Here is a 12,596-nt window from a genome sequence, read left to right on the forward strand (position 1 = left end):
AGCACGATTCTGCGTTCCGGCGCGCGGGCGGCGCGGGCTAGCGTGCCGCTCGTGAAGGCATCGACGAAGACCTTGATCGCGGTGCTGGCCGCCGCCGCGCTGCTGCTGATCCCGCTCCCGGCCCAGGCCGAGGACGAGCCGGTCACCGTCCAGGTGCTCGGCATCACCGACCTGCACGGCTACCTGGATCCCGCGCACAACCAGAAGGTGACCGGCCCGAACGGAGCGATCGACGTCGGCGGCGCTGCGTACCTGAAGGCGCACCTTGATCGACTTCGGGCCGATCAGCCGAACTCGTTCCTGATCGGCTCCGGTGATCAGTTCAGCGGCTGGCCCGACTACACCCAGGCCTTCGCCAACGAACCGACGATCGAGGTGCTGAACGCGCTCGGGATGGACTTCGACGTCGCCGGCAACCACGAGTTCGACCGCGAGTTCCCGTTCCTGAAACGGATGATGTCAGGCGAGTGCTACGGCGTGCCGGGCTTCGACAGCTGCTTCGACGACTCCACCGGGCGACGCTTCTCCGGCGCGGACTACGGCTATCACTCGGCCAACATCATCGACCCGAAGACGAACCGGAGCGCCCTGCCGCCGTACTGGATCAGCGAGGTCCGCGGGCCCGGCGGCAGGATCATCCCGATCGGCTTCATCGGCCTGACCCTGCCCGGCACCCCGGAGGAGTCGTTGTCCATCGGTGGTAGCGGCTTCGAGTTCCAGGATCTGGTCACCGGCGCCGACCGGGCCGCGGAACAGTTGCAGGCTAAGGGTGTCGAGACGATCATCGTCTCCGCCCACGACGGCGGTCAGCACAGCGGGCTCTACAACGAGTGCAAGAACCCGACCGGCTCGTTGTTCGACGCGGCCCGGAAGATGTCGCCCGCCATCGACGCGATCTTCGGTGGCCACTGGCACACCCAGTTCAACTGCATGATCCCCGACCCCAACGGCGAACCGCGGCCGGTGATCGAGGCCGGCGACAACGCCAAGCTGATCGGCGAGGTGCAGCTGTCGATCGACCCGGCGACCGGCGACGTGATCCGCGATGCCACGAAGGCGACCAACCATCCGGTGACCAAGGATGTCGCGCCCGACGCCAAGATCACCAAGATCGTCGACTACTGGCTGAGCAAGTGGCGGACCCGGCAGGACGAGCCGCTGAGCGGCATCACCCGTGATCTTGAGTTCTCCACCACCCAGGAGAGCCGGATCATGAACCTGGCCGCGGATCTCTACCTGGCCGAGGCCAAGCACCGGCGGCACGGCAATGCCGACCTGGCCCTGGTGCCGCCGGACATCGGCGTCGACGTGGTGCCGCAGGGCCTCACCTACGCCCCGGGCAGTTCATCGGCGGACGCGCCCGGGCGGGTGCTCTACGGCGAGGCCTGGCCGGTGGTCGGCATCTCCCCGATCACCACGGTCAGCCTGACCGGCGCCGAACTTGATCAAGTCCTGGAGGAGCAGTGGCTGCCGCCCGCGTACGGCTGCAGCCGGTCGACGGCCCTGGCGGTGTCCGGCAACGTCTCGTACAGCTATGACGAGGGGAAGCCGCCCGGCCAGCGGGTCGATCCGGCGAAGGTGTTGATCAACGGGCAGCCGTTGCGCGAACTGCGGACGTACCGGGTGGCGACCACCTCGGTCCTGTTGCTGCACGGGAGGCAGTACGGCTACCCGACGCTCGAGGAACAGTACGAGGACATGGTGCGCGCGCCGCGGATGGGCCAGGACGTGTTCCTGAACTACCTCCGGACCCACGCCCAGGTTGCCGATCCCGGGCTGGGCCGGGTGACCAAGGTGCCAGGCACGCCACCGCCGGTCGACGGCCCGTTCGGGCCGCTGACGTTCCTGCCCCAGCAGGAGATCAAGGCCACCGCGACCAGCCAGGGCAACGCCGCCCACGGCCCGGCCTCGGCGATCGACGGCAAGTGCTCGACCATGTGGCACTCCGCCTGGGCCCCGCACGCCCCGCTGCCGCAGTCGATCACGCTTGATCTTGGTCAGGAACGGGCCGTCGCGGCCCTGGTCTACACGCCGCGCCAGGACGCCGCCGTCCCGAACGGCCGGATCTCGGAGTACCGGATCGAGGGCAGCGCCGACGGCCAGACCTTCACCACGATCACCACCGGCACCTGGGACGGCACCATCGACGCCAAGATCGCCAGATTCCCGTCCGGCACCCAGGCGCGCTACCTCCGCCTGGTCGGCGTGGCGGGCGGCGCCGACTACGCCGCCGCCACCGAACTCAACATCGCCCTCCCCTGATCCTTCCGCCGACCGGTCACCAAAGCAGGCGTTCTGACGGCGTGTCGCTGCAGAGGTGACCGGTCGGCAGGTCGGGACGAGAGTCCGTACCGGACCAAGGATGTCCGGTACGGGCTGCAACGCTGGCTCCGGAGAGGAGCCGAGGATGGCACATCTGCTGCGTGACACGGACGCGATGACGATCACGATCGGCAGCCCGGAGTTGATCAACGGGCGCGAAGGACGGCGAGTGCTCGCCGCCTTCTACGGCGAGCTGCTGGGATGGCGCGAGTTCGAGCCGTACGGCTGGCTGAAGCTGACCCGGGAGCCGCCGAACAGCCCACTGCAGTTCGCCCTGGACGGCGATGGTGGTCCGACGCCCGGCCGCCGCGCTGGCCCGATCCCGAGCACCCGCAGCAACTGCACCTCGACCTGTTCGTACCCGATCTTGACGCCGCCGGCCAACGGGGCCGTGAACTCGGCGCCACTCCGTTGGCCGACCAAGACCGATTCCGGGTCTTCGCCGACCCGGCCGGGCATCCGTTCTGCCTCTATCCCGCGGCGGTCGCCGCCGTTCGGGTCGGGCGCCTGGTGATCGACTGCCTGGGCCCGCGTTCGTTGGCGACCTTCTACGCCGGCCTGCTCGGCGTATCGGAGCGTCGGGTCGACACCGTCGAGCGGGTGGAACTTGATCTTGCCGATGAGGAGCTGCCGAACCTGGCGTTCCAGCAGGCCGAGTTCACGGCGACACGTCGGCCGGACCCGGCCTACCCGGCGCAACTGCACGTCGACTGGCGCTTCCCGGACGGGTCCGGGGCTGCCCGGGAGCGGGCCGGCGAGCTCGGCGCGATCCCGCTCCACGGCCCGACCTATGCCGATCCGGCCGGTCACCCGTTCTGCCTCTGACCCCCGTACCCGCCGCTCGGGTTGCTCGATCGACCGGTCACAACTGCAGCGACACGCCGTCAGAATGCCTGCTTTTGTGACCGGTCAGCGGCAGGGAGTCCGGGCCGGCCAGCCGGTTCAGCTCATCGGCGCACCGACATCGAACTCCGTACCGAACGGGTCCGTGATGTTCGCGACCCGCCCATAGATCATGTCGTAGGGCTCGGCCGCGGTCCCACCCGCGTCGACCGCTCGCCGCGCCGCGGCATCGGCGTCGTCCACCTGGAACAAGGTCCCCCAACGGGACTTCGTGGCCCTTGGGTCACCGGCGATGCCGCCGATCTCGTGGCCATCCGGCCTGCGCAGGAACGTGAAGTCGAGCTCGGGCCTGTCCGGGTCGGCGTCCAACGTGTAGCCGAAGACCGCGACGTAGAAGTCGCGCGCGGGCCCGGGTTCCGCGGTGACCAGGTCGTTGCGGAGCAGGGCGTTCGGCTCGTTGACGATCTCGCAGCCGATGTGGGCACCGGCCTGCCACAGTCCACACTGCGCACCGGTGGTGTCCTTGATGATCGCCGCCCGGCCCAGGTCCAACACGTCCATCGGACCGGTGATGATCAAGCCGCCCGCGTCCCGCACTCGGGCGGCCGCGGCGTCACAGTCATCCGTGGCGAAGTAGACGTTCCACCAGAATTCCGTGGCGTCGGGATCGGGGTTCGGCCTGATGGCCGCGACGGGTCTGCCCCGTAGCAAGCACTGGGTGTAGTGGCCGAACTCCGCCGGTCCCACATCGAACTCCCAACCGAACAACGCGCCGTAGAAGGTCATCGCGCGGTCGAGATCCGGGATGCCCAGGTCGATCCAGGTCGGTGTGCCGGCCGGCTGCGCGGTGGTCAGATCGCTCATTGTCTCTCCCTGTCGTGTCCCGTGTCCCCATGGTCGACCAGTGCTCGCGGTAGGCGGCAGCTACTTCTTGTTGCGGTAGAGGACCATCGTGATGGGACCGAAGATCGCGACGAGCAGCGCTGACGAGACGAGCACCCAGCCGATCTCACCGGGCGGGACCGAACCGTGCATCAGGCCACGCACCACGGTCGCCAGGTGGGTGATCGGGTTGATTTCGACGACCGCCTGCAACCACCCGGGCATCGTCTTCGGGTCCACGAAGATGTTGCTCACGAACGTCAGCGGGAACATCACCATCATGCTGACCCCCGCCACGGAGTTCGGCGTGCGCAGGATCAGGCTGAGCATCGTCCACAACCACGACAGGCAGAACGAGAACACCAGCAGCAGCACGACCGAGAGCACCACCCCGGCGGCGCCACCCTCAGGCCGGAACCCTAGGACCAGGCCGAGCGTGATCACGACCACCGACCCGATCGAGTAGCGCATCACATCGCCGAGCAGGGCGCCGACCAGCGGCGATGGTCGCCACACCGGAAGTGACCTGAACCTGTCGAACACCCCCTTCTGGATGTCCGTGTTCAGCGCAATGCCGGTGTTCATGGTGATGATGACGTTCGACTGCACCAGGATGCCCGGCAGCAGGAACTGCAGGTACTCCTGAGTCGACCCGGCGAGCGCCCCGCCGAACAGATAGGTGAACATCAGCGTGAACATGATCGGGAACATGGTCACGTCGACGAGCTGCTCCGGGACGTGTTTGATCTTCAGCAAGGCGCGCCAGCCGAATGTCAACGAGGTGAGCACCGGACCGGGGCGAGACAACCGCTCGCCGGCCAACAGCACACTGCGCAGCGCGTCCTCCGTGACCGGCGCCGACGCCTGCTCCGCGGACGTGGCGTTCATGCTGCATCCTCCTCGGGTGTCTCCTCGGCGGCGTGTCCGGTCAGGGTGAGGAACACCTCGTCCAGGCTCGGTTGACCGAGCGCGAACTCCGTGACGTCGATGCCGCTGCGGGACAGGTCGGCCAGGGAACGGGCGACGCGTTCGGGGTCGGAGATCCGCGCGGACAGCGCGGCCGGGTCAGCGGTCGGCTCGACCGGCACCTCGAGGATGCCGGCGAGGACCCGTTCGGCGTCGGCCCGCTGCTCGGGCGCACGTAGCCGTACGTGCAGCGAGCCGGCGCCGACCGATGCCTTGAGCTCGCCGCTCGAGCCCTCGGCGATCACCTTCCCGTGGTCGATCACCGCTATCCGATCGGCCAGTTGGTCGGCCTCGTCGAGGTACTGCGTGGTCAGCAACACGGTGGTGCCCTCGGCGACCATGCCCCTGACGATCTCCCAGACCTGGTTCCTGCTGCGCGGGTCGAGCCCGGTCGTGGGCTCGTCGAGGAAGATCAGTTCGGGGGTGACGACCAGGCTCGCTGCGAGGTCGATGCGCCGGCGCATCCCGCCGGAGTACTTCTTCACCTGCCGGTCGGCCGCCTCGGCAAGACCGAACGCGTCGAGCAGGTCGGCCGCCCGCTCCCTGCCTCGGCGGCGTGAGTAGCCGAGCAGCCTGGCGAGCAGCAACAGGTTCTCCATCCCGGTGAGGTCCTCGTCGACCGACGCGAACTGCCCGGTGAGGCCGACCCTGCTCCGCACCGCCCGGGCATCATGCACGACGTCGTAGCCGAGTACTTGCGCCTCTCCGGCGTCGGGGTGCAGGAGCGTGGCCAGCATGCGGATCGTCGTGGTCTTGCCCGCCCCGTTCGGACCGAGCACGCCGTACACGCCCCCAGCGCTCACGGCCAGGTCCACACCGGCGACCGCGTGGGTCTTGCCGAAGCTCTTCCTCAACCCTCTCGTCTCAATCGCGAGCGTTCCCATGGGTCGACTCCTTCTCTCGGTGATGCGAACGGATTGGTTGGGCTAGTCAAGTTTGACTACTTGACCAGAGTGCACGAGGGAGGGCGTCTAGTCAAGTTTGATTAGGGGCGCATCTCGAGCTGATCGGAGACCGTTCGCCACGAACCTGGATCATCGGCCATGGTGTACGCGCCCTCAGACAGTCGTTTGCTCAGGCTCTTCGCCCACTCCAGTTCGGTGCGTGCGTGTCCCGCCCACAGTTCGGCCTGGTCGCGGACGTGCTCGGGGGTGTCCCGATCGGGGTGCTTCCGCCACTCGGCCTGCACGACGAGCTCCGCTTCCAGGCGCGCGATCCGCTCGTTGACGTTCGCGATGGCATCTGTCCTGGTCAGCATGGGCAACATGGCGATGGACGCGTTGAGCATGTCCGGGTCATGGGTGCGCCGCAGACCGTCGCGGACCAGTTCGACGATCTCGTCACGTCCCCGAGCTGTCGCGCGGTACAGAACGCGCTCCGGCCCGGAGTTTCCCGGCTCGGCGTGTTCGGTGAGGAGGCCGTCAGCCGCCGCCTTCTTCAGCGCGTGATAGACCGAGCCCGGCTTGATCTTGGCCCAAGTCTCCGCACGCCAGCTCTGCAGTTCGGACCGCACCTGGTAGCCATGCGCGCCGCCGGAGATGATCACGACACCGAGTACCAGGATCTTCGTCGCCGACATGCGCCCACCTCCGCTCAATCTGCTCGGACTCGCTCCGCGCAGCTCGACAAGTTCAATCGCCTCGGCGCCAGCGCAAGCGCTGCCTGCGCTCAGTTCACTCACTTGTCGGCTCGAGCATATGAGGATCCCGGTACTGACCACGGTGAGCACGCCGAACCCGAAGCGTGGCTGACCGTGCCGGGGGACGGCGACATCGAGCGAACTGGTGTACGCCGAACTCCCCGATCCCGCGGTCAGCGCAGGAAGTCGTCGAGGGTGAGCGGCAGTCCGCTGACCCCGGACACCGGTGGCGAGGTTACGCCGGCCGACGGTTCAGGCTCCGCGGGCTCGCGGAACTCATCGCCGATCCGGCCGACCACCCGTTCTGCCTCTGGCACCCGTACCCGCCGCTTGGGTTGCTCGATCGACCGGTCACAACTGCAGCGACACGCCGTCAGAATGCCTGCTCTGGTGACCGGTCAGCGGGTTTGGGAGGTGCGGAAGGCGGAGGGGGACTGGCCGTGGCGGCGGGCGAACTGGCGGCTGAAGTAGTGCGGCGCGTCGAAGCCGACCGTGCGGGAGATCTGGGCGATCGAGAGGTCGGTGGCGGCGAGCAGTTCGGCGGCGCGCTGCAGGCGGAGGCCGAGGACGACGTTCATGATCGAATCGCCGACCTGCTCCTTGAACAGGTGGGCCAGCCGGGACACCGAGACCTGAGCCAGCCCGGCCAGCTGGGTCAGCGTGTGCGCCTTGGCGGGATCGGTGGTGATCGCGTCCAGCACCAGCTGGACCCGCGAGTCGAGCTGCCGGGTGCCCTGGCGCAGGCTGCTGATCGCGACCAGCAGCACCTCCTCGATGCCGTTCAGCGCGAGCTGGGTGGCCAGAGTTTGATCAAGCAGATGCAGGTAGGTGTCGCCGGTCGGTGACAGGCCCGCCCGCTGCGCGTCGAGGTGCAGCCGGGCGAAGGCGGAGAGCACCCGGTCGGTCTCGGACGGCCGCTGCAGCCGTACGTGATGCACGCCGGGCAGCGCCTCCGGCAGCGCGAACCAGGAATGCCAGTCGCGGCGCGGCTGGAAGTGGGCCCACCAGTTGTCCCAGTGGGCCCCGACCGTCGCGTAGTCGTGCTCGGTGCCTGGCCGGACCAGGGCCAGGTCGCCGTGCCGCAGCGCGACGGTGTTGTCGCCGATCCGGAACCGCCCGGCGCCGGCCACGGTGTAGACGAGGTACCAGCTGCCGACACCGTCCGGGCGGACCACCCGGTAGTCCGGCCCGCTGTGGAAGTGGCCGGTCACCAGCCGGCTCGGCGGCGGCGTCTCACTGTAGAGCTCGATCAGGAGCTGCGTAGCAAGATCGTGCTCGATCTCAGCAGCCTCGTTCATGGTCATCCCCCTGGTTCGCACCCTAGTGTCGAGCAACATCCTGCTAGTGGAAGGCCTTTTCGTCCATGCCCTTCGAGCCAGTCGCCGAGCTCAGTTGCGATCCCCGTACGGTGCAGATCTTCGAGCACGGCTGGCAGTCCTGGAGCCCGAGCGGCTGGTACCGGCCGGGCGACCAGCCGCCCCGGCCGACCGCGCCGAACCATCTCGTGATGGCGTACCGGCCGGAGGCGAACCGCCCGGTCGAGCCGCTGCCGCCGGGCACCTTCCAGGGCGAGGGTCTGCTCGCCGTGGCCGATGGCGGCCAGGTGACGGTCTTCGCCGCCCCGACGCCGGACCGGGTGCCGACGCTGCGGTGCGAGGTGCGTTCGGGCTCGGTGGTGATCACGGCGGACGGCGACGTGGAGCGGCGGACCGGCGCGTACCGGGACCGCAATCGGGCGCTGGCCGACTGGGCCGCCGACTTCGGGGTCCGGCACGGCGCCGTCGAGACCCAGGTCTACGGTCCGGGCTGGTGCAGTTGGTACGCCTACTGGGGCAAGGTCACCGAGCGGGACGTGATGACCGACGTCCGGGCCATCGACGATCATGAACTGAGCGTCGACCTGATCCTGCTCGACGAGGGCTACCAGTCCGAGATCGGCGACTGGCTGACCACCCGGGACGACTTCGGTTCGACGGTACGGCTGGCCAGCGACATCCGGTCCTCCGGGCGGCGGGCCGGCATCTGGGTGGCGCCGTTCCTGGTCGGCGCGAAGAGCGAGGTGGCGCGCAACCATCCCGAGTGGCTGGTCGGTGCGGCGGACGCCGGTCACAACTGGGAGCAGCAACAGTTGATCTTGGACGTGACCCACCCGGGCGCCGCACAGCACCTCACCGACGTGTTCACCGAGTTGTGCCGGCAGGGCTACGACCACTTCAAGCTCGACTTCATCTATGCCGGGGCGATCGAGGGCCGTCGCCACGAACAGGTCGACGGCATCGAGGCCTATCGGGCCGGGATGACCTTGATCAGGAACGCGGTCGGCGAGAACCGGATCCTGCACGGCTGCGGCGCACCGATCCTGCCCAGCGTCGGCCTGGTCGACCTGATGCGGGTGTCGCCGGACACCGATCCGCTGGTCGAGCCGCCGAGCGGCGACATCAGCCAACCCGGCCAGCACGGCGCCCGGGTCACCTCCCAGGCCCGCGACTTCCTGCACGGCCGGTTCTGGGCCAATGACCCGGACTGCCTGATCGTTCGACCGGAGGTGCAGGCCCGTGAGGCGTGGGCCGACCACATCGATCGCTCGCCGGGCCTGCGCCTGGCCAGCGACCCGATCGCCGCGCTCGACGACTGGGGCCTGGCCCGGACCCGGGACCTGCTGATCGCCAGCTCATCGGAACCCGTCGATGTCGATCACTGACACGCGTCCGCCGGAACGCTCCCTGAGCCCGTCGAAGGGCAGTCCTGGAGCGCGCGGGGCCATCCGGCGACCGCGCGGTCAGGTCGCCCGGCGCGCCGTGACCGGCTACGCGATGCTCGCGCCGAGCATGATCGGCATCCTCGGCTTCCTGCTCGCGCCGGTGCTGATCGTGATCATCGTCAGCCTGTTCGACTGGAAGCTGCTCGGCACCCCGCGGTTCGTCGGGCTGAAGAACTACGTCAAGCTGTTCGGCGACGAGGGCGTCGGCCACTCCCTGCTGGTCACGATCGGGTACGTGCTCATCTGCGTGCCCGGCACCACGATCCTCTCGCTGCTGCTGGCCACCCTGGTCAACCGGAAACTCAAAGGGATGAAGTACTTCCGGGCGCTACTGGTGATCCCGTGGATGGCCGCACCGGTCGCGCTCGGCCTGGTCTGGGGCTGGATCTTCGACCCGGCCCGGGGCGCGATCAACTCGTTCCTCGCCCTGTTCGGCATCGCCGGCCCGGCCTGGCTGTCGACGCCGGAGCTGGCGCTGCCGTCGGTGGCGGCGGTGCACGTCTGGCAGTTCGCCGGCTACAACATGCTGTTCTTCCTGGCCGGGCTGCAGAACATCCCGGAGAGCCTGCGCGAGGCATCCGCGCTGGATGGCGCGTCTCCGGTGCGACACTTCTTCACGATCACGCTGCCGCTGCTCCGGCCCACGCTGCTGTTCGTGTTGATCACCAACGTGATCGGCTCGTTCCAGGCGTTCGACACGATCTACGTGATGACCGAGGGCGGGCCCGGCGACAGCACCGAGGTGATCACGTACCACATCTACCACCAGGCCTTCGAGAAGTTCGACTTCGGCTACAGCTCGACGATCTCGGTCGCGCTGTTCGTGATCATCCTCGTGGTCAGCCTGGCCCAGTTCGCCTACTTCGAGCGTCGCACGACGTACGACGTCTCCTGAGGAGTCCGGCATGTCACGCTCATCGATTCCGGCCAGCATCGCCGCGTACGCGATCCTGGTGATCGGCGCCGTGTTCGCCGTGTTCCCGTACCTGATCACGGTGCTGACCGCGTTCAAGGGACCGGGCGAGCTGTTCGCCACCCTGCCCTGGCAGCCGTCCTGGCCACCGAGCCTGGCCGCCTTCGGGCGCCTGTTCGACTCCGGCTTCGGCGGCTACCTGGTCAACACGGTCGTCGTCACGGTGATCATCGTCGTCGGCCAGTTGATCTTCGGCACCTTGGCGGCGTACGCCTTCGCCCGGATGACCTTCCCCGGCCGGGACGTCCTGTTCTGGGTCTACCTGTCGACCATGATGGTGCCGGCCGTTGTCACCATGATCCCGCTCTATCTGATGATGCAGCGGCTCGGACTGATCGACAGCTGGGCCGGGCTGGTGCTGCCGACGATGTTCGGCACGCCGTACGCGATCTTCCTGCTCCGCCAGTTCTTCCGGACCATCCCGGCCGACCTCGAGGACGCCGCCCGGATCGACGGCGCCGGCACGGTCCGGACCCTGGTGTCGATCATCCTGCCGCTGTCCAAGCCGATCCTGGTCACCGTGACCACGCTCGCCGTGGTCGGCAGCTGGAACAGCTTCCTCTGGCCGTTGATCATCACCAGCAGCCGGGAGAAGCGGCTGCTCTCGGTCGGAATCGCCTTGTTCAAGGGCGAAGTCGGCGTCGACTACAACGCGGTGATGGCGGGCAGCCTGATCGCGCTGGCGCCGCTGCTCATCCTGTTCGTCTTCTTCCAACGATTCATCGTCCGCTCCGTCGCGGTCACCGGCCTCAAGTAGGCCGGCAACAATCAGGAGGCACAACCACCATGTCACGCACCTTTCCACGTCGCACGTTGTTGATCAGCGCCGCCGGGACGGTGGCCCTGTCGGCCTGCGGCAACCAGGAGCCCACGCCCAGCGCGCCAGGGGAGAAGGTCGAGCTGGTCTACCGGCTCTGGGACGAACAGCAGGAGGTCGGTTACAAGAAGGTGTTCCAGGCCTTCACCGCCGAGAACCCGGACATCACGGTCCGGATGGAACTGCTGCCCTGGGACCAGTACTGGACCAAGCTCACCGCCGAGCTGGCCTCCGGCAACGGCCCGGACGTGTTCTGGCTGACCGTCGACCGGTTCCCGGACCTGGCCTCGAAGGGTGTCCTGGCCCCGATCCAGGATCAACTGGCCCAGGCCGGGATCGACCTGGCCGACTACCACCCGAACGTCGCGAACTCGTACAAGTACGAAGATCAGCAGTACGGAATGCCGAAGGACCTCGGTGTCGTCGGCATGCTCTACAACAAGGACCTGTTCGAGAAGGCCGGCGTGGACGAGCCTGGTGACCTGGAATGGAAGCCGGACGGCTCGGGTTCGTTCGAGGAGCTGGCCCGCAAGCTGACCGTCGACAAGGCGGGCAGGACGGCGGGGGAGTCGGGCTTCGACCCGTCCGCGATCAAGCAATGGGGCTTCCTGTCCTGGAACCACGGCCAGACCACCTGGCTGAACTGGATCGCCTCCAACGGCGGGCAGGTGAAGGATCCGGCGACCGGCGCGTTCGGGTACGCGTCGCCGAAGTCCGTCGAGGCGCTGCAATGGGCCCGGGACCTGATCTTCACGTGGCACCTGTCCCCGGACGGCACCCGGACCAACCCGCCGACCGGCCAGGCCACCGAGATGTTCTACCGCGGCGAGGTGGCCATGTTCGACGCCAACAACGCGCTGCTGCCGTTCGCCCTGCCGGAGGTGAAGTTCGAGATCGGCGTCGCCGCGATCCCCCGCGGCCCGGCCGGCCGCACGGTCATGATCAACGGCCTCGGCGAGGTCGCCTACGCGGCCTCGAAGCACCCGGAGCAGACCATGAAGCTGATCATGTTCCTCGGCTCCGAGAAGGCCCAGAAGCTCATGGGCGACGCCGGCTACGTCATCCCGGCCCTGAACGGCGCGAGCGACGGCTACGTTGCGTACTGGAAGGGTAAGGGGATCGACGTCACCCCGTACCTGGAATCGGCCGCCGGCACCACCTTCAACATGCCGGTCGGCGAGGACTGGGTCGCCAAGGATCCGGAGATCAACAAGGCCGCCTCCGACCTGTTCCTGAACAAGACCCCGGTCGCCGAGATCGCCGCGAAGATGGACGAGATCGCCAACGAGAGTTAGTCGTCCAGGGCCGTCTGCCAGAATGGGCACATGATGTCGATCTTTTGATCATCCCGGGCTGACCAGCTCGGTCGAGGGCAGGGCGCGGCGCGCGGACC

At 68.0% G+C, this 12,596-nt stretch carries 12 protein-coding genes and 1 pseudogene; 7 read left to right on the forward strand and 6 right to left on the reverse strand.

Annotated elements, in window-relative coordinates; translation table 11 throughout:
• Positions 1-51 precede the first annotated feature (51 nt).
• From AC6CCG_RS31750 to AC6CCG_RS31760, 3 genes and pseudogenes are all read left to right on the forward strand, one after another.
• Entirely contained in the window at positions 52-2,262 is a 2,211-nt protein-coding gene (locus tag AC6CCG_RS31750) for a discoidin domain-containing protein (protein ID WP_496658852.1), read from the forward strand.
• A 261-nt stretch (positions 2,263-2,523) separates the two neighbouring features.
• Positions 2,524-2,733: pseudogene (locus AC6CCG_RS31755) on the forward strand (hypothetical protein); the annotation flags it as partial.
• Positions 2,734-2,832: 99 nt separating this feature from the next.
• Positions 2,833-3,147: a VOC family protein gene (locus tag AC6CCG_RS31760; RefSeq protein ID WP_496658956.1), complete on the forward strand. Its 315-nt coding sequence runs from the start codon at positions 2,833-2,835 to the stop codon at positions 3,145-3,147.
• 117 nt (positions 3,148-3,264) lie between these two features.
• Here AC6CCG_RS31760 and AC6CCG_RS31765 read toward each other — a convergent pair whose 3' ends face one another.
• The 6 genes from AC6CCG_RS31765 to AC6CCG_RS31790 all read right to left on the reverse strand — a co-directional run bounded on the left by AC6CCG_RS31765 (position 3,265) and on the right by AC6CCG_RS31790 (position 7,950).
• On the reverse strand, positions 3,265-4,029 hold the full coding sequence (locus AC6CCG_RS31765; RefSeq protein ID WP_496658853.1) for a VOC family protein: 765 nt from the start codon (positions 4,027-4,029) through the stop codon (positions 3,265-3,267).
• 60 nt (positions 4,030-4,089) lie between these two features.
• The gene (locus AC6CCG_RS31770) at positions 4,090-4,935 is read right to left on the reverse strand and encodes an ABC transporter permease (protein WP_496658854.1); all 846 of its coding nucleotides are present in this window, start codon (positions 4,933-4,935) and stop codon (positions 4,090-4,092) included.
• A complete protein-coding gene (locus AC6CCG_RS31775; RefSeq protein WP_496658856.1) occupies positions 4,932-5,897 on the reverse strand; it encodes an ATP-binding cassette domain-containing protein in 966 nt (321 codons plus the stop codon). The genes AC6CCG_RS31770 and AC6CCG_RS31775 overlap by 4 nt, the downstream gene beginning before the upstream one ends.
• Before the next feature lie 101 nt (positions 5,898-5,998).
• Positions 5,999-6,592 (reverse strand): PadR family transcriptional regulator, encoded by a 594-nt coding sequence (locus AC6CCG_RS31780; RefSeq protein ID WP_496658858.1) that lies wholly within the window; start codon positions 6,590-6,592, stop codon positions 5,999-6,001.
• Between the two features lie 233 nt (positions 6,593-6,825).
• Positions 6,826-6,969 carry a hypothetical protein gene (locus tag AC6CCG_RS31785; RefSeq protein WP_496658860.1) on the reverse strand — a complete coding sequence of 48 codons (144 nt, stop codon included), beginning with the start codon at positions 6,967-6,969 and terminating at the stop codon, positions 6,826-6,828.
• A gap of 81 nt (positions 6,970-7,050) precedes the next feature.
• Positions 7,051-7,950, reverse strand: a complete 900-nt coding sequence (locus AC6CCG_RS31790) for a helix-turn-helix domain-containing protein (RefSeq protein WP_496658861.1) — start codon at positions 7,948-7,950, stop codon at positions 7,051-7,053.
• A 65-nt stretch (positions 7,951-8,015) separates the two neighbouring features.
• On the opposite strand from AC6CCG_RS31790, the gene AC6CCG_RS31795 reads away from it, so the two are divergent.
• From AC6CCG_RS31795 to AC6CCG_RS31810, 4 genes are read left to right on the forward strand one after another with little or no spacing between them, the layout of a single operon-like run.
• A complete protein-coding gene (locus AC6CCG_RS31795) occupies positions 8,016-9,353 on the forward strand; it encodes a glycoside hydrolase family 36 protein (RefSeq protein ID WP_496658862.1) in 1,338 nt (445 codons plus the stop codon).
• Positions 9,340-10,308, forward strand: a complete 969-nt coding sequence (locus AC6CCG_RS31800) for a carbohydrate ABC transporter permease (protein WP_496658863.1) — start codon at positions 9,340-9,342, stop codon at positions 10,306-10,308. The genes AC6CCG_RS31795 and AC6CCG_RS31800 overlap by 14 nt, the downstream gene beginning before the upstream one ends.
• Before the next feature lie 10 nt (positions 10,309-10,318).
• Positions 10,319-11,143 (forward strand): carbohydrate ABC transporter permease, encoded by an 825-nt coding sequence (locus tag AC6CCG_RS31805; RefSeq protein WP_496658864.1) that lies wholly within the window; start codon positions 10,319-10,321, stop codon positions 11,141-11,143.
• A 29-nt stretch (positions 11,144-11,172) separates the two neighbouring features.
• Positions 11,173-12,498: an ABC transporter substrate-binding protein gene (locus AC6CCG_RS31810; RefSeq protein WP_496658866.1), complete on the forward strand. Its 1,326-nt coding sequence runs from the start codon at positions 11,173-11,175 to the stop codon at positions 12,496-12,498.
• Positions 12,499-12,596: the final 98 nt, after the last annotated feature.

The organism is Microlunatus sp. YIM B11417 (genome assembly GCF_059617205.1).

What these genes read in the sequence shown, in the direction of transcription:
- AC6CCG_RS31765 (WP_496658853.1), bottom strand. Translation starts at nt 4,029, where the DNA reads ATGAGCGATCTGACCACCGCGCAGCCGGCCGGCACACCGACCTGGATC.
- AC6CCG_RS31780 (WP_496658858.1), bottom strand. Translation starts at nt 6,592, where the DNA reads ATGTCGGCGACGAAGATCCTGGTACTCGGTGTCGTGATCATCTCCGGC.
- AC6CCG_RS31805 (WP_496658864.1), top strand. Translation starts at nt 10,319, where the DNA reads ATGTCACGCTCATCGATTCCGGCCAGCATCGCCGCGTACGCGATCCTG.
- AC6CCG_RS31810 (WP_496658866.1), top strand. Translation starts at nt 11,173, where the DNA reads ATGTCACGCACCTTTCCACGTCGCACGTTGTTGATCAGCGCCGCCGGG.
- AC6CCG_RS31800 (WP_496658863.1), top strand. Translation starts at nt 9,340, where the DNA reads ATGTCGATCACTGACACGCGTCCGCCGGAACGCTCCCTGAGCCCGTCG.
- AC6CCG_RS31790 (WP_496658861.1), bottom strand. Translation starts at nt 7,950, where the DNA reads ATGAACGAGGCTGCTGAGATCGAGCACGATCTTGCTACGCAGCTCCTG.
- AC6CCG_RS31770 (WP_496658854.1), bottom strand. Translation starts at nt 4,935, where the DNA reads ATGAACGCCACGTCCGCGGAGCAGGCGTCGGCGCCGGTCACGGAGGAC.
- AC6CCG_RS31775 (WP_496658856.1), bottom strand. Translation starts at nt 5,897, where the DNA reads ATGGGAACGCTCGCGATTGAGACGAGAGGGTTGAGGAAGAGCTTCGGC.
- AC6CCG_RS31795 (WP_496658862.1), top strand. Translation starts at nt 8,016, where the DNA reads ATGCCCTTCGAGCCAGTCGCCGAGCTCAGTTGCGATCCCCGTACGGTG.